The organism is Bacillus sp. RO2 (genome assembly GCF_012911845.1).
In the GTDB taxonomy this organism is placed as follows: Bacteria; Bacillota; Bacilli; order Bacillales; family Bacillaceae_I; genus Sutcliffiella_A.
In genome coordinates this window covers 70,877-90,536 of record NZ_JAAXCU010000054.1, presented here as the reverse complement: position 1 = coordinate 90,536, position 19,660 = coordinate 70,877, and the positions used below count along the sequence as shown (strand labels likewise).

Below are 19,660 nucleotides of genomic sequence, written 5' to 3'. Positions count from 1 at the left end.
GACAGGATAAATACTAGTGTAGCAAAAAAGGAGCGTAAAAAGATGAAATTTAGTGAAAAACATAATCGTGCATATGGAAGTAGAGATGTTTTTGGGGTAAGCTTTCATGATTTCATTGAAAAAGAGAAAGATTCCACATACGTGGAACTGGCTTCAGAGTTCGGTATTACGATGCGCGATGTTAAGTCGTTAAAAAAACAATTGAACCGAATTCAATAAAGCCTTGACAATTTGATTTGAAAGTATATATACTAGCTAGTATCTTACATAACAACTAGTCGCGTTAATGGACTAAAATACAAGATACCGATGATGGAGAACAGTAGTTGGGAACCACATGGAAAGAGAAGAAATGCCCTGGGCTGAAAGCATTTCCCCTTGATGACCTAATGAATGAACACTCCGTAGGATCCGCTCTGAAAAAGCATTATGTCAGGTTTTTTCCGTTAAACTAAAGCGGCAGACCTTTAAAGTGCTCTATTAGGAGATGGACGTTGCAGGCGTTAACTGCTTGAGTGGAAGTAACCATAGGCACATAGCATCTTAATTCTTTATCAATATGCTATGCTGAGCCTACAAACTACTTCAATTAGGGTGGCACCACGGGACATACAACTCCCGTCCCTTGTTTAGAATCTAAACAAGGGACGGGAGTTTTTTATATGTAAATTGCTTTATTGATGTAACGAATTAACGTAGAGAGGGTCAGACCCCTCTTTACCACTTTAAATAACGAAAGAGGGGTCTGACCCCTTTATAAGGAGGAACCGTAAATGGCGATTCAGATACCGCGTGGTACGCAGGATATTTTACCTGGTACGGTGGAGAAGTGGCAGTATATTGAGGCGAAGGCGAAGGAGATTTGTGAGTTATATAATTATAAGGAAATCAGGACGCCTATTTTTGAGAGCACGGAGTTGTTTTTAAGAGGTGTTGGGGATACGACGGATGTGGTACAGAAGGAGATGTACACCTTTGAAGACCGAGGTGGAAGAAGCCTTACACTTCGTCCCGAGGGAACAGCTTCAGTGGCGCGTTCTTACGTAAACAATAAAATGTTCGGTTCACCTACGCAACCGACAAAACTTTATTATATTGGCCAGATGTTCCGTTATGAACGTCCACAGGCAGGGCGTTTCCGCCAGTTCGTTCAGTTCGGAATTGAAGCGCTTGGAAGCAACGACCCATCCATTGATGCAGAGGTAATTGCTCTAGCAGTGGAATTATATAAAAGTTTAGGTCTTAAAAACTTAAAAGTTGTCATCAACAGCTTAGGTGATAAGGAAAGTCGTCAGGCTCACAGAGATGCGTTGATAAATCACTTCCAACCAAGAATCAACGAGTTCTGTGGCGATTGCCAAGGACGTCTCGAGAAAAATCCCCTCAGAATCCTTGATTGCAAGAAGGACCGCGATCATGAATTGATGGCAACGGCACCATCTATCCTAGATTACTTGAATGAAGAGTCCAAAGCTTATTTTGATAAAGTGGTAGCTTACCTATCTGCACTAGGCATTCAATATGAAATTGACCCAAATTTAGTGCGCGGACTTGATTATTATTACCACACAGCGTTTGAAATCATGAGCACATCTGAAGGTTTTGGTGCCATCACAACATTATGTGGCGGTGGACGCTACAACGGGCTGGTCCAAGAAATCGGTGGACCAGAAACACCTGGTATCGGATTTGCATTAAGCATCGAGCGTCTGATATCTGCTATGGAAGCAGAAAATGTGAAATTTCCATTTGAAGATTCCATTGATTGCTATGTGGTCGCACTTGGAGACAAAGCAAAAGAAACTGCAGTAAAGCTACTTTTTGATTTAAGAAAAGCAGGGATTGTAGCTGAAAAAGATTATCAAGATAAAAAACTGAAAGCACAATTCAAAGCGGCAGACCGCCTGCAAGCAAAATACACCATCGTTTTTGGTGATGATGAGTTAGAAAAAGGCGTCGTCTCTATCAAAGAAATGGAAACAGGCGAACAACAGGAAGTTGCTTTTGAAGAAGCGGTAGCATTCCTATCAGCAAAGAAAAGTGGGGAGAGATAAATGATGCTAGGTAGAACATATAACTGTGGCGAAGTACCTCAAACATCCATAGGTGAAACAATTGAACTAAAAGGCTGGGTGCAAAAGCGCCGTGACCTTGGAGGACTTATTTTCTTAGACCTCCGCGACCGTACAGGACTTGTACAGATCGTTTTCAATCCAGACGTCTCTGCGGAAGCTTTAAAAACTGCTGAAAGTGTACGCAACGAGTACGTTTTATACATTAAAGGGAAAGTGGTTGCGCGTGACGAAGCAACAGTAAACCCTAACTTGAAAACAGGTGCAATTGAAGTGCATGCAGAGGCAATTGAAGTCTTGAATGCTGCTAAAACACCACCATTCGTATTGGACAACAAAACGGAAGTGAACGAAGACATCCGTCTGAAATATCGTTACCTGGATCTTCGCCGCCCTGTTATGTTTGACACGTTGAAGATGCGTCATGACGTAACGCGTTCCATCCGTGAATTTTTGAACGATCAACAGTTCATGGAAGTGGAAACGCCTATTTTGACTAAAAGCACGCCAGAAGGTGCGCGTGACTACCTGGTACCAAGCCGAGTACACCCAGGAGAGTTCTACGCTTTGCCGCAGTCTCCGCAAATCTTTAAACAACTATTGATGGTTTCCGGCGTGGAGCGCTATTATCAGATCGCTCGTTGCTTCCGTGACGAGGACCTTCGTGCAGACAGACAGCCTGAATTCACACAGGTTGACATTGAGACTTCCTTCTTATCACAAGAAGAAATTATCGGTATGATGGAAGATATGATGAGAATGGTAATGAAAAATACCAAAAATGTGGATGTTCCAGAAACGTTCCCTCGTATTACCTACCAGGAAGCCATGAACAGATATGGTTCTGACAAGCCTGATACTCGTTTTGAAATGGAACTTGTTGACCTGTCCGAGCAAGTTGCTGACTGTGGATTCAAAGTGTTCAGCGCAGCTGTAAATAATGGAGGTCAAGTAAAAGCAATCAATGTAAAAGGTGCGGCAAGCAAATATTCCCGTAAAGACATCGATGCTTTAACTGAATTTGTTTCTGTTTACGGGGCAAAAGGTCTAGCATGGTTAAAAGTAGAATCTGAAGGCTTGAAGGGACCAATCGCAAAATTCTTCAATGAAGAAGAACAACAAGGATTCATCCAATCCCTAGACGCTGCAGAAGGTGACTTGATCCTATTTGTAGCAGATAAAAAATCTGTTGTTGCAGATGCACTAGGTGCTCTTCGCTTGAAGCTTGGAAAAGAGCTTGGTCTAATTGAGGAAAGCAAATTTAACTTCTTATGGGTAACTGACTGGCCTTTACTAGAGTACGATGAGGAAGCAAGCCGCTACTTTGCCGCTCACCATCCATTTACCATGCCGGTTCGCGAAGACCTTCCATTGCTTGAAACAAACCCAGGTGAAGTTCGTGCTCAAGCCTACGATTTAGTATTGAACGGATATGAGCTAGGCGGAGGTTCTTTACGTATTTACGAACGTGATATCCAGGAAAAAATGTTTGAAGTACTTGGTTTCAGTAAAGAAGAGGCAACCGAGCAGTTCGGTTTCCTACTAGAGGCATTTGAATATGGAACCCCTCCACATGGTGGAATCGCACTTGGGTTAGATCGTTTAGTTATGCTGTTGGCAGGAAGAACAAATCTTCGTGACACGATTGCATTCCCTAAAACGGCAAGTGCAAGCTGCATCCTGACAGCAGCACCAAGTCCAGTTGCAGGTGGGCAATTAGACGAGTTACATTTGTCGCTAGCTGTCAAAAAAGAGTAGATTTTCCCATACGGTAGAAGTTGAAAACCTATACCCTTTGTGTTAATATAATTTCAAGAAGTCGCAAGTCCTGATGTGTTCGTCGTATAACCTATTGTTTTGACCGAACAATAGATTATACGGGAGCTCAGAGTTTTCGTCGCTGCGTAAATGCCTTCCTCGTGAGGACTTACTACACGCATGAAACAGAGCACCCACCTGCTGTGAGCGGGGATCAAAACGAAGGCATCGACGACGGCACGATTGGGACTTGCCTACATACGGATTAAAAACCGGTATCTCGCTTTAATGCGGGATGCCGGTTTTTTGTGTTATTATAGTGAATTTTATGCCGTATGACTCCCTGTTAAGGTGGGAACCCATCAACATTGTCCTCATAGGAGTTGTATGACTCCCTGAGTTGGTGAAATCTCGCCAACATTGTCCTCATAGGTTTCGTATGACTCCCTGTGTTGGTTAAATCTCGTCAACATTGTCCTCATAGGGGTTGTATGACTCCCTGAGACGATGAAATCCCATCAACATTGTCCTCATAGGTGTTGTATGACTCCCTGAGAAGGTGGGAATCCGTCAACATTGTCCTCATAGGTATCGTATGACTCCCTGATAAGGAGGAACCCCGTCAACATTGTCCTCATAGGTGATGTATGACTCCCCGTGATGATGAAATCCCGTCAACATTGTCCTCATAAGGCGCGTATGACTCCCTGATAAGGAGGAACCCCGTCAACATTGTCCTCATAGGTGATGTATGACTCCCCGAGACGATGAAATCCCGTCAACATTGTCCTCATAAGGCGCGTATGACTCCCTGATAAGGAGGAACCCCACCAACATTGTCCTCATAGGTGATGTATGACTTCCAAAGACGACGATGAAATCCCGTCAACATTGTCCCCATAGGTATCGGATGACTCCCTGATAAGGAGTAACCTCATCGTCCTTGTCTTAAATTTCCAAAACGAACAAAAAAAACAACCCTCACTCGAAATGAAGGTTGTACCACAATTAACTCTTACCTCGCTGACTTTCTGTATCCCTTTGCCTGCGCCTCTTCTTCAGTGTGAAACCATTCCACCGGAGTCGTGCGCTCATAGAAAACGCCGCCTGGAACGTGATAAATGTATTCACCACGCGCATTCTTGTTTGCTTTTATTAATGGGGGAGCTTCTTGCTGTTCCTCTTCCGATACTTGGTCATCTTGTTTCAACTCATCTTTTGTAGTCAAAACAGTCAGCTCTTCATCATTAACAGAATCCACTGTACTTTGTTTGGCTTCTGCTAAAGTACTGCGCTCGCTTTCTTGTGTTTTCTCCAATGTAGCAGCAATCGCTTCCAACGTTTGCTTTACTTGAAAAGCTGTTGTTTCCCTTGCCATTAACTGCTTATTCGTTTTGTTCAAGCGAAAGATTGTTACTAAACCACTGCCAATAACTAAGAAGTAAGATAAGGCCTTTAAAAGATTCTTCAATACAAACTCCCCGCTTTCAATAAAAAAATAATATTCAGTTACTATTCCCTTCATTATAAGGTATTGAAACCCAATTCGTAAAAAAGAAAAATTCCTATCCGACTACTTGCTTTTCACCCAAAGTATGTTATATTCGATTTCGGGTACAATCTTTAAAAGACATTAAAAATGAAACAAGCGATAAATGGAGTTGATATGCAATGTTACACCAATTTTCACGAAACGAATTGGCAATAGGTAAAGAAGGCCTTGAAACCCTTAAAAATAGCACGGTTGCAGTATTAGGAATAGGCGGGGTAGGCTCTTTCTCAGCAGAAGCGTTGGCGCGTTCTGGTGTCGGCCGTCTTATTTTAGTGGATAAAGATGATGTGGATATTACCAATGTAAACCGTCAGATTCATGCACTTATGTCCACGGTGGGGCAACCAAAAGCTGATCTGATGAAAGCTCGAATTCAAGACATTAATCCTGATTGTGAAGTAATAGCATTAAAAATGTTCTACACAGAAGAAACGTACGAGGAGTTCTTCAGCTACGGCTTGGATTATGTGATTGATGCTTCTGATACGATTTCCTATAAAATTCACTTAATGAAAGAGTGTTTAAAACGCAAGATTCCTATGGTCTCCAGTATGGGAGCGGCAAACAAGATGGATCCAACCCGCTTCAAAATGGCGGATATCTCTAAAACGCATACAGATCCAATTGCAAAAGTCATTCGCACACGCCTTCGTAAAGAAGGGATACATCGTGGGATCAAAGTGGTATTTTCAGATGAAAGCCCAATTGTCATTCGAGAGGATGTTCGTAAAACAGTTGGAAATGATAACGCAGAAATTCGCAAAGCAAAAATGCCACCTTCCTCCAATGCATTTGTTCCATCTGTTGCGGGACTTATCCTTGGTGGGTACGTAATCAATGACATTTTGAAAGATGTAAAAATCCAACGTGTCGGTGGAAAGCAATAACAAAAGAAAGAAGGCCTCGTCAACTCATGACGAGGCCTCCTTTTTATTTTCACATCACTTCATCTTGCACGCTGTTGCCGGTCAATCTTCTTGCCCGGTCCATGATCTGGACTAGCATTTCATAGTCTTCGTTTATCGCAACTTGTTGTTCTTCTAAATTCTTAAGCTGCTTTTCAAGGGATTGGTTTTTCTGCTTCAGCAATTGATTCTCTTTTTGAAGTCTATCACTTTCCAACTGCAAGCGATAATCGGAATTCTGGTGTTGATGGAAATTTTGCAAAAAATGAATGCAATCCTCAAGGGTAATGGAAGAAGATGCAGCCATAGTTGCTTTTTCTTTTCGCACTGGAAGCGGTGCGTATTCTTCATCTTCCTCCATATCATATTCAAATGGCAGGGTGACCTTTTCATTAGAATCTAATTTTGGTGCAGGAAGCCATTCCAATTCAATTGGTTGATTGGTAGCTTTCTTTTCTGTAACAGATTCGCTTTTTTGTTGTTCCTTTGCTAGCTTTTCTTGCGCTCGCTTTTTCTCTTTTCGTTGTTTCTTTGCTATAGCAACAGCAGGTTCATATTTTTTTCTGACTTCTGCATTCCATCTGAATCCACATGCGGCCGATGTTCGATTTAAGGCATCTCCGACTTCTTCAAAGGCTGCAAGTTGCGTACCACCATCTCTTATGTATCGTAAAACAGTCTCAGCAAGCAATAAATCATCTTCATGGGACCATGCATCTTGTCTTACTTTCATTATAATCCACTCCTTATAACGGTCGTTTTCTACCATCTTTTCCAGAAAAGAGGAGGAATATACGAAAGTTTACTAGATTAACATAAAAAATAAGGGGAAACGGGTCCCCTTATCTTTTCTTCTTCGTTTTTTCATATATTTGCCCAAGGGCAGTTTCGAATTTGCTCGTGTCTTTAGGTTTGTAATAGGATTTATGTTTCAGTTTGTCCGGTAAGTATTGCTGAGCAACCCATCCGCTAGGGTAGTCATGCGGATATTTATATTCAATGCCTCGGCCAAGTGAGGCTGCCCCTTTATAATGTGCGTCCTTCAGATGGGCAGGAACTTCGCCTACAAGTCCTTTTCTGATGTCAGCTAAGGCTTCATCCAGCGCTTTATAGGCGGAGTTTGACTTAGGAGAAAGGCAAAGTTCGATAACCGCATTTGCCAAAGGGATCCTAGCTTCTGGGAATCCAAGTCTTTCTGCGGCTTCAATTGCAGAGAGAGTTCGTGCCCCCGCTTGTGGATTGGCCAAGCTTATATCCTCATAAGCGATTACAAGCAGTCTTCTTCCAATACTCACAAGATCCCCTGCTTCAATCAAACGCCCTAAATAATGAAGAGCTGCATCCACGTCACTTCCGCGAATGGACTTTTGAAACGCGGATAGTACGTCATAATGCCCATCCCCATCTTTGTCATGATAAAAGCTTTTCTTTTGCAGGCATTCTTCAGCTGTTTCTACCCCAATCATTATTTTTCCATCATCATTTGGAGTAGTGGAAAGTACGGCTAGCTCCAATGCATTTAACGCAGAACGAACATCCCCGCCGCAACCATTCGCAAAATGCTCCAATGCTCCATCATCCAATTCAACTTGATAGTCACCTAAACCTCGTTCCTCGTCTTTCAGTGCTTGCGTGATGACTTGTTTGATTTCCGTTACAGACAAAGGATGCAGCTCGAAAATTTGGCATCTGCTACGAATGGCAGGGTTGATTGCATGATAAGGATTGCTTGTAGTGGCTCCAATTAAAACAATTCTTCCATTTTCAAGGTGAGGCAACAGAAAGTCCTGTTTCGCCTTATCAAGTCGGTGCACTTCATCCAAAATAAGAATGACTTTGCCTGACATCTTTGCTTCTTCTGCTACTATTTCCATGTCTTTTTTATTATGTACCACCGCATTTAATGTCCGGAATGCATATTGTGTACTGCCGGCAATCGCTGTGGCGATGGACGTTTTTCCTATCCCAGGGGGCCCGTAAAGAATCATAGAGGAGAGATGTTTTGCTTTTACCATTCGTTGAATGATTTTCCCTTCTCCTACAAGATGCTCCTGACCTACCATTTCATCTATGGTGCGAGGCCTCATCCGAAAGGCCAGTGGTTTATTGTTCATATAAACACCTTCCTGCGTACAATGACATCTAGTGTCCCATACCCACTGTACCATAATTAGCATCATGCATTAAAACAAAACAGACAAAATGTAAAACCTTTGAAATTATGCTATAATAGGATAGATTTTAATAAGAGACAGAAACAAGTAAAGACAGAAGGGTAGAGGCTGCATGCAAGGAGAGCGTAGTATAGGCAGAAGGTTGTTTTTGGCAAAATGGGCCATCTATTTTATCGGGCTGTTTATTATGGCCTTTGGAATTGTCTTAATGATACGTGCTGACTTGGGCAGTGCGCCATGGGATGTCTTTCACATTGGACTCTTCTACCAAATCGGACTCACTATTGGTACCTGGTCCATTATTGTGGGCTTTTTTATTTTGATGATCTCTACTATGATTACGAAAAAGCTGCCTCCATTAGGAGCTTTTTTGAATATGCTGATGGTCGGAATCTTCATTGATTTGTATATGATGATCCCCCAATTGCACACGCCAGATCTGTTTATCGGGAAGCTTGCCATGCTTTTATTGGGTGTATTAGTTATCGGAATTGGAATTGGTGTCTACATTTCCTCCCGTTGTGGTGCAGGGCCAAGAGATAGCCTAATGATTGCCTTGACGGAAGTGACACGGTGGAAAGTGCAATATATTAGATTAGGAATGGAATTAGTAGTATTATGTTTAGGTTGGCTTTTAGGTGGACCTGTCTTTATCGGAACCATACTATTCAGTCTTACTATCGGGAGCATCGTCGGTCTGACGCTGCCTGCCTGTCAAAGGGCAACGGACTCATTACTTGATAAAATTCAACATAAAAAAGATAAAAAGGTAACTTTTCAAATATAGAAACTGAATAGAAAGAGTAGAGGTGTTCGGAGATGAAAATTTCAACCAAAGGACGTTACGGATTGACCATTATGATTGAACTCGCCAAAAATGTGGGAGAAGGTCCACTTTCGTTAAAAACGATTGCGCAAACGCACGACCTATCGGAGCACTATTTGGAGCAATTAATTGCACCCCTTCGTAATGCTGGACTTGTAAAAAGTATAAGAGGGGCGTATGGTGGTTATATTTTAGCAGATGAACCTACGAAAATTACGGCTGGAGATATCATTCGTGTTTTAGAAGGCCCAATTAGCCCGGTTGAAGTAATTGACGATGAAGAACCAGCGAAACGAGAGCTATGGATTCGGATCCGTGATGCAGTTAAAGACGTATTGGATAGTACAACACTTGATGATTTGGCCAATTATGAAGGCGGAGATCAAGAAGCATATATGTTCTACATCTAAGCAGTGGAACAGGGGAACATTAACTAGTAGGAAAGGAGGCGTCCTCATTGAAACAGATTTATTTAGATCATGCGGCAACCTCACCCATGCACCCAGCTGTCCTCGATAGTATGCTTCCTGTCATGAGAGAGGATTTCGGAAATCCTTCCAGTATCCATGGATTTGGAAGAAAAACGAGGCACCTCGTTGATGAAGCAAGGCACGTTGCAGCCACTTCCATCGGTGCGAAAGAAACAGAAATCATTTTTACAAGTGGAGGAACAGAAGCGGACAACTTAGCAATTATAGGGGTCGCTCGAGCCAACAGAACGCGTGGAAATCATATCATTACAACGCAAATTGAACACCATGCGGTTCTTCATACATGTGAGCAACTAGAAAAAGAAGGTTTTGAAATAACGTATTTGCCTGTCGATCAACAAGGACAGATTAAATTAGCTGATTTAAAAGCTGCACTTACCGATCAAACCATTCTTGTCACCATCATGTATGGAAATAATGAGGTAGGATCGGTTCAGCCAATTATGGAAATTGGCGATCTGTTGAAGGAACATCAAGCTTATTTTCATACAGATGCTGTACAGGCTTTCGGACTTCTTCCTATCGATGTGGAAGAACAAGGCATTGATTTTCTTTCCATGTCCTCCCATAAAATTAACGGTCCTAAGGGAGTTGGCTTTTTATATGCAAGGTCTGGTACAAACTTCTCCAACTTGACCTATGGTGGTGAACAAGAACGCAAACGACGCGCAGGCACCGAAAATGTCGCAGGAATCGTCGGATTGAAAACAGCGATTGAATTAAGTATGGAGCAAGCAAAAGAAAAAGTAGCATTGTATAAAAGCTTTAAAGAAACAATGCTACAAGTTTGGCGCGAAGAAGATGTGTCTTTTGAAGTCAACAACGGTTCACAAGAAACATTACCGCATGTGCTGAATGTATATTTTCCAGGGACCAATGTAGAGTCCTTATTGGTTAACATGGATTTGGCAGGTATTGCAGTGTCAAGCGGGTCGGCATGCACAGCAGGTTCCATCGACCCCTCCCATGTCCTAGTCGCCATGTTCGGAAAAGATTCAGACAAAATAGCTTCCTCCATCCGATTCAGCTTCGGACTAGGAAACACAATCGAAGACATCACACACGCTGCCAAAGAAACAGCCAAAGTAGTAAAACGGCTAACACGAAATAGTAGATAAGATCTCCCTGTAGATTGGAGTGCAAGGTGTGAGACTCCTAGGGGAGATAACGGTAGGTTGAGACCCCGCAGGCGCAGCCGAGGAGGCTCAAGCACTGCCCCTAGGAAAGCGAACACCTGGAACGGAAATCTACAGAGTGTAAACGGAATAAATAAAATAATTAAATACGGGGTGATCAAGATGACAAAAGCACCAAAAGATACCCGTGTAGTAATAGGAATGTCAGGTGGAGTAGATTCATCAGTAGCCGCCCTTCTCTTAAAAGAACAAGGCTACGATGTAATCGGCATTTTCATGAAAAACTGGGACGACACCGATGAATTCGGAGTTTGTACAGCAACAGAAGACTACAATGATGTCATCCGTGTCTGCAACCAAATCGGTATCCCTTATTACGCGGTAAATTTCGAAAAACAATACTGGGACAAAGTGTTCCAATATTTCTTAGATGAATACAAAGCAGGACGTACACCAAATCCTGACGTAATGTGTAACAAAGAAATCAAGTTCAAGGCTTTCCTTGAACACGCATTGGACCTAGGTGCAGATTATTTAGCTACAGGTCACTATGCGCAAGTGGAATTCCGCGATGGCGAATACAAAATGCTTCGCGGCCTTGATGACAACAAAGACCAAACGTATTTCTTGAATCAATTGGGCCAAGAACAATTATCTAAAGTAATGTTCCCAATAGGCAATATTGAAAAATCAGAAGTGCGTGAAATTGCTAAACGTGCAGGCCTTGCAACTGCAACGAAAAAGGACAGCACGGGAATCTGCTTTATTGGAGAACGCAATTTCAAAGAATTCCTGAGTGGGTACCTTCCTGCGCAACCAGGGAATATGTTGACCATGGATGGCGAAGTCAAAGGAAAACATGACGGATTGATGTATTATACAATCGGACAGCGCCAAGGACTTGGGATTGGCGGAAGCGGCGACCCATGGTTTGTTATTGGAAAAGATCTGGAAAAGAATGTCCTTTATGTAGGACAAAGCTTCCATAACGAATTGTTATATTCTGATTCCATCACTGCTACAGATATCAGTTGGGTGTCAGACAACCCACCAGCCGATGGTATAGAATGCACAGCTAAATTCCGATATCGTCAAGCAGATAACAAAGTGACGATTCAGCACTTGGAAGATAATAAAGTGAAGGTTATCTTTGATGAACCGGTTCGAGCGATTACTCCTGGACAAGCAGTTGTCTTTTATAATGGTGACGAATGTCTAGGTGGGGGAACGATTGATCATGTGTTCAAAAATAATGAAAAACTTTGGTATGTAGGATAAAAGTGAAAACCTCGATTCCATAAGGAATGGAGGTTTTCTCTATGATATACTAAAAAGACTGAGAAAATAGATGAGGTGTACGTACAAATGAAAGATAATAATGCATTAGGTATTCAATACCTGCAAGAAGGAAAATACGAAGAGGCACTTTCAGCTTTTTCAAAAGAGATTGAAGAGAATCCGGATAATGCGGTAGCATATGTGAATTTTGGAAATGTATTAAGTGCTGTTGGCGAACTTGAGAAAGCAATGAAGTTTTTTGAACGTGCGCTGGAAAAAGACGATACAATCGGAACTGCTCATTATGGTCTTGGAAATGTCTATTATCAGCTTGAAAAATGGAATGAAGCAAAAGATCAGTTTGAACTTGCCATGAAAAAAGGTGTTAATGACAGTGATATCTTCTTTATGCTTGGGATGACCCTATTGCAATTTGAACAGCCAAAGCTTGCTCTGCCATATTTTCAACGTGCTGTAGAATTAAAACCTGAAGATGCAGAGGCAAGATTTCAATACGGACTTTGTTTAGCTGGCCAAGGTCTCATTGAAGAAGCGACAATGGAGTTTGAAAACGTAGTAGATGCAGATCCAATGCACGCGGATGCTTTTTACAACTTGGGTGTTGCTTATGCATACCAAGAAAACAGGGAAAAAGCGTTGGAGAATCTGGATAAAGCATTGGATGTACAGGCAGATCATATGCTAGCTGCACATGCGAGAAAAATTCTCACAGAAGAAAACTAGGGAACGGAGGGGAATTCCATGAAGGACCAAAAGCAGCAATCCTCCCTCGATTTGTTCGAGGAACATGAAAAGTTTATTAAAGGATCGCATCTCGTCACCATCTTTCATAATGAATCTAATATGTATTCAGTGGTGCGGATTAGAGTGACGGAGACGAATGTTGCCTATGAAGAAAAAGAAGCGGTCGTGACTGGTTATTTCCCTCGCATTCATGAAGACGAGACATACATATTTTTCGGACAGATGAAGGAACATCCTCGGTTTGGACTTCAGTTTCATGTGGAGCACTTTCGTAAAGATATTCCACAAACAAGACACGGTATTGTCCAGTATCTTTCAAGTGATTTGTTTTCAGGCATCGGGAGAAAGACGGCAGAAAAAATTGCAGATGCTCTTGGTGAAAATTCCATTTCTAAAATACTCGAGAATCCTTCTGTACTTGATTCCATTCCAAAGCTTGCCGGTGATAAAGCGAAACTGCTTTATGATACGTTGATGGAACATCAAGGGTTGGAGCAGGTTATGATTGCCCTGTCACAGTTTGGTTTTGGCCCGCAATTGTCGATGAAAATTTATCAGGCCTATAAGGACCAAACGATTGAAACGCTGCAGAAAAACCCGTACGAGCTTGTGGAAACAGTAGAGGGTATTGGTTTTGCCAGAGCAGATGAACTTGGAAATCACTTTGGTATTTCTGGAAATCATCCAGATCGCATCAGGGCCGGCTGCTTGTATATGCTTGAACAGCATTCCATGCAGGAAGGTCACTGTTACGTGCATGAGGAACAGCTTACGGAAGCGGTCGTCAGACTTTTAAACGAAAAGCAGCATGGCCTAGTCGCAGAGTCTGACATTTCTCGGGAAATTATGCAACTAACAGAAGAAGGGAAACTTAAAGTTGAGGAAGGAAAAGTGTATTTACCTAGTCTCTATTTTTCTGAACAAGGGGTGGTTACAAATATAAAAAGGGTGCTCGAGCAAACCCAGTATGCCGACCAGTTTCCTGAATCAGAGTTCCTGCTAGCATTAGGTGAATTAGAAGACAGATTGAAGGTTCAGTATGCTCCTTCACAAAAAGAAGCCATTCAGCAAGCACTAATGACGCCCATGCTTCTTTTGACAGGTGGACCAGGGACAGGTAAAACGACCGTTATCAAGGGAATCGTAGAACTGTACTCAGACCTTCATGGTTGTTCATTGGAACCTAATGATTACAGTAAAGACGATCCTTTTCCGATTATGCTTGTCGCCCCAACAGGACGCGCTGCCAAACGCATGAGTGAAGCGACTGGGCTTCCTTCTTTGACTATTCATAGGCTACTCGGTTGGAATGGCTCGGAAGGGTTTCAACATGACGAAGAAAACCCCATATCAGGAAAGCTACTCATTGTGGATGAAGTGTCAATGGTGGATATCTGGCTTGCAAATCAACTGTTTAAATCTCTCCCTGAGGATATACAGGTCGTATTGGTGGGAGATGAAGATCAGCTTCCATCCGTTGGTCCTGGACAAGTATTAAAAGATTTACTAGCATCTAAAGAAATCCCTACCGTGCAACTGACTGACATCTACAGACAGGCAGATGGTTCATCGATCATTGAGTTGGCCCACGACATGAAAGACGGTGTAGTGCCAGCAGACATTTCATCTGGACAGAAGGACCGATCCTTTATTAAATGTGGACAGTCGCAAATATTAGACGTAGTAAAAAAAGTTTGTGCAAACGCACAAAGCAAGGGCTATACGGCACGTGATATACAGGTGCTTGCCCCTATGTATAGAGGAACTGCCGGTATAGATAAACTAAATGAAATGCTTCAGGAACTTTTTAATCCAAAAAGTGAACAACGGCGAGAATTGAATTTTGGGAATGTGGTCTATCGAACCGGTGATAAAGTGCTGCAGCTTGTCAATCAACCAGAAAGTAATGTATTCAACGGGGACATAGGTGAAGTAGTTTCCATTTTTTACGCAAAAGAAAATACGGAAAAACAAGACATGGTCATTGTCTCCTTTGATGGCAATGAAGTAACTTACACCAAGCAAGATCTAGGACAGATAACTCATGCCTATTGCTGTTCCATACATAAGTCCCAAGGAAGTGAATTCCCAATTGTCGTATTGCCTGTTGTGAAAAGCTATTACCGGATGTTACGACGGAATCTACTGTATACAGCGGTTACAAGGGCTAAGCGTTTTTTAATTCTTTGTGGCGAAGAAGAAGCATTAAAACTTGGTGTGCAACGTGCGGATGAAATGGCAAGGCAAACATCCCTAAAAGAAAGGCTTCGAATGAAACAGTCGGAATCTTTACCAGACAACGAAGTCATTGATCCCGTTCTACAAGAGGTCCCTTTTTGGAAAGATGCCAACATTGGAATGGAAAATGTCAGTCCATATGATTTTATGGATGAAGAATAATAAAAAATGGCTAAAATACAAATTCAAATGGAAGAAGCTTGTCCACCAATGGGCAAGCTTCATTGAATTTTACTTAAAGTTAGTCTTCTTGTTTGATTTCTGCAGCAGTGAAGGTAATAGGGCCGTAGGCAAATACATTCAGGTCTTCAGAAAACGGACCTTTTTGAGAAGTTAGAAAATAAGTCACATCTTTAGCATCAGCAGGAATCACATCCACGAACTGAGTAACAGATTCTGTTGCGTCGTCGTTTCCTTCTGCATCAATTTCTACAATGCTCTGATAAATTAGGTTTCCAGGAGAAATGTTACCACGATAAATTCTTGTAAAGAGATCTGCAAATTCCGGCGAGTTGTTGTTCACGTGGTAAAGACCATTTAGCCATACGACATTCCCTTTTTCAACATCCTTTAGAGTGGCTGTAGCAATGACTTGTGGTTGTGCGCTTAGAGGGAAGGTTAGAGGTAAAGGTAGTGTTACAATGGGGTCTGCTGTTTCATAAGCAAATTCCACTAATTTTGAACGATTTTTCTTGTGGTCTTTTTTGTCATGTTTCTTACAATGATCCTTTTTTTCATACTTATACTCATATTCTGTTGCGTCGTCATCCATAGCCATTCTTTGTTCACTCATATAGTAATAATATTTTGGCATCATTTACACCTCCTTATAACGAATTCTATACATACTATTCGACGTCCAAAATACTGCTTGGTCAATGGTGGAGAAATTTGGCCTGTTTTTGCTTGAAAACACCTATTTTAAAATGGAAAACCTTTCGCAGTATCAGGAGAACCAATCAGACAAAAGCTAGTAATGTTCGAAAAGAGGTGGATTCTTTGAGAACATTTTCTCGAGTGATTGGGATGCTAATCTACGATATGGCATCAGGCAATAAGATTGGCCGAATAAAGGATCTTTGCATAGAAGAACCAGGGCGCATCAAAGGGCTGATCATCGATGGCAAAGGTATATTCCATCGGGCGAAGTTTCTACCCTTTTCATATATCCACTCCTTTGGTGATGAAGGGATCATGGTGGGAGAACATGCTCTTACCCCAGTTACCAAAAAAGATGGACAAGTGTATTATCATCATTTTCACGGTATAAAAGGGAAATCCTTTATAACGGGAGAAGGGGATAAGCTTGGTCTATTGGATGATGTATATTTCGAAGAGGAAACGGGCACAATCGTAGGATATGAGGTAACGGACGGTTTTTTTGCAGATTTGTCGGAAGGAAAGAAAATTGTAAAGAATCCTTCAGATCTTGTCATTGGAAAAGATACCGTCGTCGTTTCTGTACTATCCTAACGCGAGGTGTCAATGATGGTCCTTTGTTGTCCTAATTGCAAAAGTAAAGATATCGGTAAAATCGGTGTGAATCAGTATTATTGTTGGGGTTGTTTTATTGAGCTATCCGTATCCAAAGGAATGGTCCATACTCATCAAGTGGAAGAGGATGGGACGTTGAGTTCTTTGGATGATTTATTTCATGAAGACGATCGACAAATTAGTATGTAACTAAAACTTGGGAGTGAGTCGCATGAACAGAGCTATGACATCCTTGTTAATGATTGGCCTTGGAGCCGCTGCCACTCGACTAAGCCGAAATAATGATGTGCAAAACTTTTTGGGAGATATGACTTCCAAACGTAATATGAAGAAGATGAGAAAGCAAGCCAAGCGATTGTTTTCTTAAAATGAACCCGTTCCTTTTATAGGAGCGGGTTTATTACATTTATTCAGATTGATTTCCGTTTTACATTGTGGACAGTCCTACCCTTGTATCATTTGACATTATGTATAGTGAAATACAATCCTAAAGACAGTAAAATATACATAAAGTTCTAATTATTCTAATAATTTATTTTTGCATGCAATCATCAAAAGGAGGTTCATATATGTCCGACAAAGTGATGATAGGTTTGATTCAAGCTTCCAATGATGTGGATGGCACAGAGGCTGTGGAAGTACATAAAAAAGCAGCCATTGAAAAGCACATTAAACTTGTAAGGGAAGCGAAAGCAAAGGGTGCTCAAATTATCTGCCTTCAGGAAATCTTCTACGGTCCGTACTTTTGCAGTGAACAGAATGCGAAGTGGTATGAGGCTGCCGAAGAAATTCCAAATGGTCCCACCACAAAACTCTTCCAAGACCTTGCTAAAGAACTTGGGGTGGTCATTGTACTTCCCATTTATGAAAGAGAAGGCATCGCGACGTACTACAATACCGCAGCTGTTATTGATGCGGATGGCAAATATCTCGGAAAATACCGTAAACAACATATTCCTCAAGTTGGGGTAGGAGATCAAGGACATGGTTTCTGGGAGAAATTCTATTTTAAACCAGGGAACCTTGGTTATCCGATTTTTGATACAGCATATGCCAAAGTTGGTGTGTACATATGCTATGACCGACATTTTCCTGAAGGTGCAAGACTGCTTGGTTTGAAAGGTGCTGAGATTGTCTTTAATCCTTCCGCTACAGTGGCTGGTTTATCAGAATATTTGTGGAAGCTTGAACAACCTGCTCATGCAGTGGCAAATGGCTATTATGTTGGTGCCATCAACAGGGTTGGAGTGGAAGGTCCTTGGAAAATGGGCGAGTTTTATGGACAGTCTTATTTAGTTGATCCACGAGGGTCGTTTGTATCCGTCGGTAGCAGGGACCAAGATGAAGTTATCATTGGTGAAATGAATAAAAAATTAATCCGTGAAGTGAGAGATGTGTGGCAATTTTACCGTGACAGACGACCGGAGACATATGAAGAAATGACCGCACTTTTGCCGTAAAGGACAAGAGGTAATTCATTCGCAGTTTGTGAACCTGATTCCAGTATTTATATTGGGCACATCCGTCGATATGGATTACCTTTTTTTCTTGCGAGAAATGGATAAAAGGAGAGTGGGTATGTGAAAGGGGCCATGAAACGAATTGATTTAGAAGATTTAACGCTTAACTTTATGGAAGCAAAACCGGGTTTAACAGACAGGGAAGCACTAGAAGAGGCCAACCGTTGTTTATATTGCTACGATGCACCATGTATTGTAGCGTGCCCGACAAGCATTGATATCCCTTCTTTTATAAAAAAAATTGCTTCCGGTAATTTAAAAGGTTCAGCTAAAACAATTATGAGTGCCAACCCTGTCGGAGCAAGTTGTTCGAGGGTATGTCCGACAGAGGAACTTTGTGAAGGGGCCTGCGTTCTGAATCACCATACAAAACCAATTATCATTGGTGATCTTCAGCGATATGCAACAGATTGGGCCATTAGAAATGAGCAAGTTCTTTTCCAAAAAGGAAAATCCAATGGGAAAAAAGTAGCGATAGTCGGGGGTGGACCAGCTGGGCTTTCTGCAGCTCGCGAATTGGCTCTACTTGGATTTCAAGTCACTGTATTTGAAGCAGAGCCAGAAGCAGGTGGTCTGAATACGTACGGCATAGTCTCCTTCCGTCTACCTAAAAGTGTTTCTTTTTGGGAAGTGGAACAGGTTAAAAGCTTGGATGTGGATATCCGTACCAATACAAGAGTGGGAGTGGACATTTCAGTTGAAGAAATCCTGACTCATTATGATGGTGTTATTTTAGCAATTGGCATGGCTAGTGTTCCAATGCTAGGAATAGACGGAGAAGAACTGAATGGAGTGTATGATGCCATTGACTTTGTAAAAGAAACAAAGACCAATAGCATTACAGATAAATTCAAAGGAAAAAATGTCGTGGTCATTGGAGCAGGAAATACTGCCATTGATGGTGCTACCTGTTCGGTAAGGCTTGGCGCAGAAAATGTAAAAATATTATACCGACGAACCCAGGAAGAAATGACTGCCTATGATTTTGAATATGAGTTTGCAAAGCAGGATGGTGTAGAGTTCCGCTGGCTTACAGCGCCGAGTAAAATTATCGGAAACGAAAGTGGTGATGTCACGGCCATCGAATGTATAAGGATGGAACTTGGTGCTCCAGATACTGACGGAAGAAGAAGGCCTGTGAAAGTGAAAGATTCCGAATTCACACTGCAAGTTGACGCAGTCATTAAGGCGATAGGTCAAACAAGATATACAAGTCTCATTGAAGAATTTGGTCTCATTCACGACGGTGGAGTTGTGAAAATAGATAAGCATACTCACCAAACCTCCAATGAAAAAGTATTCGCCTGCGGGGATGTCGTATTTGGTAAGGGGCAAGGGGAGGCCATGGTGGTAACTGCTGCGGAACAAGGAAAACTTACCGCATATGCACTGTATGAAAAACTGGTAAAAAACAAGGTGGAGACGGCCTAAATAAGAATAAGAGGGGGGAA

At 41.9% G+C, this 19,660-nt stretch carries 19 protein-coding genes and 1 other RNA gene; 16 read left to right on the top strand and 4 right to left on the bottom strand.

Going from position 1 to position 19,660, the window contains the following annotated elements; translation table 11 throughout:
• Positions 1–42: 42 nt before the first annotated feature.
• The 4 genes from HF078_RS18480 (at position 43) to ssrS (ending at position 4,084) form a co-directional block, all read left to right on the top strand.
• Positions 43–219, top strand: a complete 177-nt coding sequence (locus HF078_RS18480) for a hypothetical protein (RefSeq protein ID WP_060665182.1) — start codon at positions 43–45, stop codon at positions 217–219.
• A 554-nt stretch (positions 220–773) separates the two neighbouring features.
• Positions 774–2,054, top strand: coding sequence for a histidine--tRNA ligase (gene hisS, locus HF078_RS18475; protein WP_169292462.1), 1,281 nt, complete (start codon positions 774–776; stop codon positions 2,052–2,054).
• A gap of 3 nt (positions 2,055–2,057) precedes the next feature.
• Positions 2,058–3,830, top strand: coding sequence for an aspartate--tRNA ligase (gene aspS / locus HF078_RS18470; protein WP_169292481.1), 1,773 nt, complete (start codon positions 2,058–2,060; stop codon positions 3,828–3,830).
• 64 nt (positions 3,831–3,894) lie between these two features.
• Positions 3,895–4,084: non-coding RNA, 6S RNA (gene ssrS / locus HF078_RS18465), on the top strand.
• Between the two features lie 761 nt (positions 4,085–4,845).
• On the opposite strand, the gene HF078_RS18460 is transcribed toward ssrS, so the two are convergent.
• Positions 4,846–5,301 (bottom strand): sunset domain-containing protein, encoded by a 456-nt coding sequence (locus HF078_RS18460; RefSeq protein ID WP_169292461.1) that lies wholly within the window; start codon positions 5,299–5,301, stop codon positions 4,846–4,848.
• A gap of 200 nt (positions 5,302–5,501) precedes the next feature.
• Here HF078_RS18460 and HF078_RS18455 point away from each other — a divergent pair, with 200 nt between their 5' ends.
• On the top strand, positions 5,502–6,269 hold the full coding sequence (locus tag HF078_RS18455) for a tRNA threonylcarbamoyladenosine dehydratase (RefSeq protein ID WP_060665145.1): 768 nt from the start codon (positions 5,502–5,504) through the stop codon (positions 6,267–6,269).
• 49 nt (positions 6,270–6,318) lie between these two features.
• On the opposite strand, the gene HF078_RS21115 is transcribed toward HF078_RS18455, so the two are convergent.
• A complete protein-coding gene (locus tag HF078_RS21115) occupies positions 6,319–7,020 on the bottom strand; it encodes an RsfA family transcriptional regulator (protein ID WP_169292460.1) in 702 nt (233 codons plus the stop codon).
• A gap of 109 nt (positions 7,021–7,129) precedes the next feature.
• Positions 7,130–8,401: a replication-associated recombination protein A gene (locus HF078_RS18445; protein WP_169292459.1), complete on the bottom strand. Its 1,272-nt coding sequence runs from the start codon at positions 8,399–8,401 to the stop codon at positions 7,130–7,132.
• Positions 8,402–8,573: 172 nt separating this feature from the next.
• Here HF078_RS18445 and HF078_RS18440 point away from each other — a divergent pair, with 172 nt between their 5' ends.
• From HF078_RS18440 to recD2, 6 genes are all read left to right on the top strand, one after another.
• On the top strand, positions 8,574–9,248 hold the full coding sequence (locus HF078_RS18440) for a YczE/YyaS/YitT family protein (RefSeq protein ID WP_169292458.1): 675 nt from the start codon (positions 8,574–8,576) through the stop codon (positions 9,246–9,248).
• A 32-nt stretch (positions 9,249–9,280) separates the two neighbouring features.
• A complete protein-coding gene (gene cymR / locus HF078_RS18435) occupies positions 9,281–9,697 on the top strand; it encodes a cysteine metabolism transcriptional regulator CymR (protein ID WP_047969452.1) in 417 nt (138 codons plus the stop codon).
• A gap of 47 nt (positions 9,698–9,744) precedes the next feature.
• Complete coding sequence (locus HF078_RS18430) at positions 9,745–10,896, top strand: cysteine desulfurase family protein (protein ID WP_169292457.1); 1,152 nt, start codon at positions 9,745–9,747, stop codon at positions 10,894–10,896.
• 180 nt (positions 10,897–11,076) lie between these two features.
• Positions 11,077–12,192 (top strand): tRNA 2-thiouridine(34) synthase MnmA, encoded by a 1,116-nt coding sequence (mnmA, locus tag HF078_RS18425; protein WP_169292456.1) that lies wholly within the window; start codon positions 11,077–11,079, stop codon positions 12,190–12,192.
• 87 nt (positions 12,193–12,279) lie between these two features.
• A complete protein-coding gene (locus HF078_RS18420) occupies positions 12,280–12,936 on the top strand; it encodes a tetratricopeptide repeat protein (RefSeq protein ID WP_169292455.1) in 657 nt (218 codons plus the stop codon).
• A gap of 18 nt (positions 12,937–12,954) precedes the next feature.
• Complete coding sequence (gene recD2 / locus HF078_RS18415) at positions 12,955–15,357, top strand: SF1B family DNA helicase RecD2 (RefSeq protein WP_169292454.1); 2,403 nt, start codon at positions 12,955–12,957, stop codon at positions 15,355–15,357.
• A gap of 79 nt (positions 15,358–15,436) precedes the next feature.
• On the opposite strand, the gene HF078_RS18410 is transcribed toward recD2, so the two are convergent.
• The gene (locus HF078_RS18410; protein ID WP_169292453.1) at positions 15,437–16,012 is read right to left on the bottom strand and encodes a hypothetical protein; all 576 of its coding nucleotides are present in this window, start codon (positions 16,010–16,012) and stop codon (positions 15,437–15,439) included.
• Positions 16,013–16,194: 182 nt separating this feature from the next.
• Between HF078_RS18410 and HF078_RS18405 the strand changes: the two genes are divergently transcribed.
• The 5 genes from HF078_RS18405 to HF078_RS18385 all read left to right on the top strand — a co-directional run bounded on the left by HF078_RS18405 (position 16,195) and on the right by HF078_RS18385 (position 19,640).
• Entirely contained in the window at positions 16,195–16,668 is a 474-nt protein-coding gene (locus tag HF078_RS18405) for a PRC-barrel domain-containing protein (RefSeq protein WP_169292452.1), read from the top strand.
• A gap of 15 nt (positions 16,669–16,683) precedes the next feature.
• Positions 16,684–16,878 (top strand): hypothetical protein, encoded by a 195-nt coding sequence (locus tag HF078_RS18400; RefSeq protein ID WP_047969446.1) that lies wholly within the window; start codon positions 16,684–16,686, stop codon positions 16,876–16,878.
• A 22-nt stretch (positions 16,879–16,900) separates the two neighbouring features.
• A complete protein-coding gene (locus tag HF078_RS18395; RefSeq protein ID WP_082153507.1) occupies positions 16,901–17,056 on the top strand; it encodes a YrzQ family protein in 156 nt (51 codons plus the stop codon).
• Between the two features lie 202 nt (positions 17,057–17,258).
• Positions 17,259–18,149: a nitrilase-related carbon-nitrogen hydrolase gene (locus HF078_RS18390; RefSeq protein ID WP_169292451.1), complete on the top strand. Its 891-nt coding sequence runs from the start codon at positions 17,259–17,261 to the stop codon at positions 18,147–18,149.
• A 132-nt stretch (positions 18,150–18,281) separates the two neighbouring features.
• A complete protein-coding gene (locus HF078_RS18385) occupies positions 18,282–19,640 on the top strand; it encodes an NAD(P)-dependent oxidoreductase (RefSeq protein WP_169292480.1) in 1,359 nt (452 codons plus the stop codon).
• Positions 19,641–19,660: the final 20 nt, after the last annotated feature.

Coding starts and splice junctions, on each gene's coding strand:
- HF078_RS18385 (WP_169292480.1), top strand. CDS start 18,282: ATGAAACGAATTGATTTAGAAGATTTAACGCTTAACTTTATGGAAGCA.
- HF078_RS18455 (WP_060665145.1), top strand. CDS start 5,502: ATGTTACACCAATTTTCACGAAACGAATTGGCAATAGGTAAAGAAGGC.
- HF078_RS18395 (WP_082153507.1), top strand. CDS start 16,901: ATGAACAGAGCTATGACATCCTTGTTAATGATTGGCCTTGGAGCCGCT.
- HF078_RS18480 (WP_060665182.1), top strand. CDS start 43: ATGAAATTTAGTGAAAAACATAATCGTGCATATGGAAGTAGAGATGTT.
- HF078_RS18410 (WP_169292453.1), bottom strand. CDS start 16,012: ATGATGCCAAAATATTATTACTATATGAGTGAACAAAGAATGGCTATG.
- cymR (WP_047969452.1), top strand. CDS start 9,281: ATGAAAATTTCAACCAAAGGACGTTACGGATTGACCATTATGATTGAA.
- HF078_RS18420 (WP_169292455.1), top strand. CDS start 12,280: ATGAAAGATAATAATGCATTAGGTATTCAATACCTGCAAGAAGGAAAA.
- HF078_RS18400 (WP_047969446.1), top strand. CDS start 16,684: ATGGTCCTTTGTTGTCCTAATTGCAAAAGTAAAGATATCGGTAAAATC.
- recD2 (WP_169292454.1), top strand. CDS start 12,955: ATGAAGGACCAAAAGCAGCAATCCTCCCTCGATTTGTTCGAGGAACAT.
- mnmA (WP_169292456.1), top strand. CDS start 11,077: ATGACAAAAGCACCAAAAGATACCCGTGTAGTAATAGGAATGTCAGGT.
- HF078_RS18445 (WP_169292459.1), bottom strand. CDS start 8,401: ATGAACAATAAACCACTGGCCTTTCGGATGAGGCCTCGCACCATAGAT.
- HF078_RS18390 (WP_169292451.1), top strand. CDS start 17,259: ATGTCCGACAAAGTGATGATAGGTTTGATTCAAGCTTCCAATGATGTG.
- HF078_RS21115 (WP_169292460.1), bottom strand. CDS start 7,020: ATGAAAGTAAGACAAGATGCATGGTCCCATGAAGATGATTTATTGCTT.
- aspS (WP_169292481.1), top strand. CDS start 2,058: ATGCTAGGTAGAACATATAACTGTGGCGAAGTACCTCAAACATCCATA.
- hisS (WP_169292462.1), top strand. CDS start 774: ATGGCGATTCAGATACCGCGTGGTACGCAGGATATTTTACCTGGTACG.
- HF078_RS18440 (WP_169292458.1), top strand. CDS start 8,574: ATGCAAGGAGAGCGTAGTATAGGCAGAAGGTTGTTTTTGGCAAAATGG.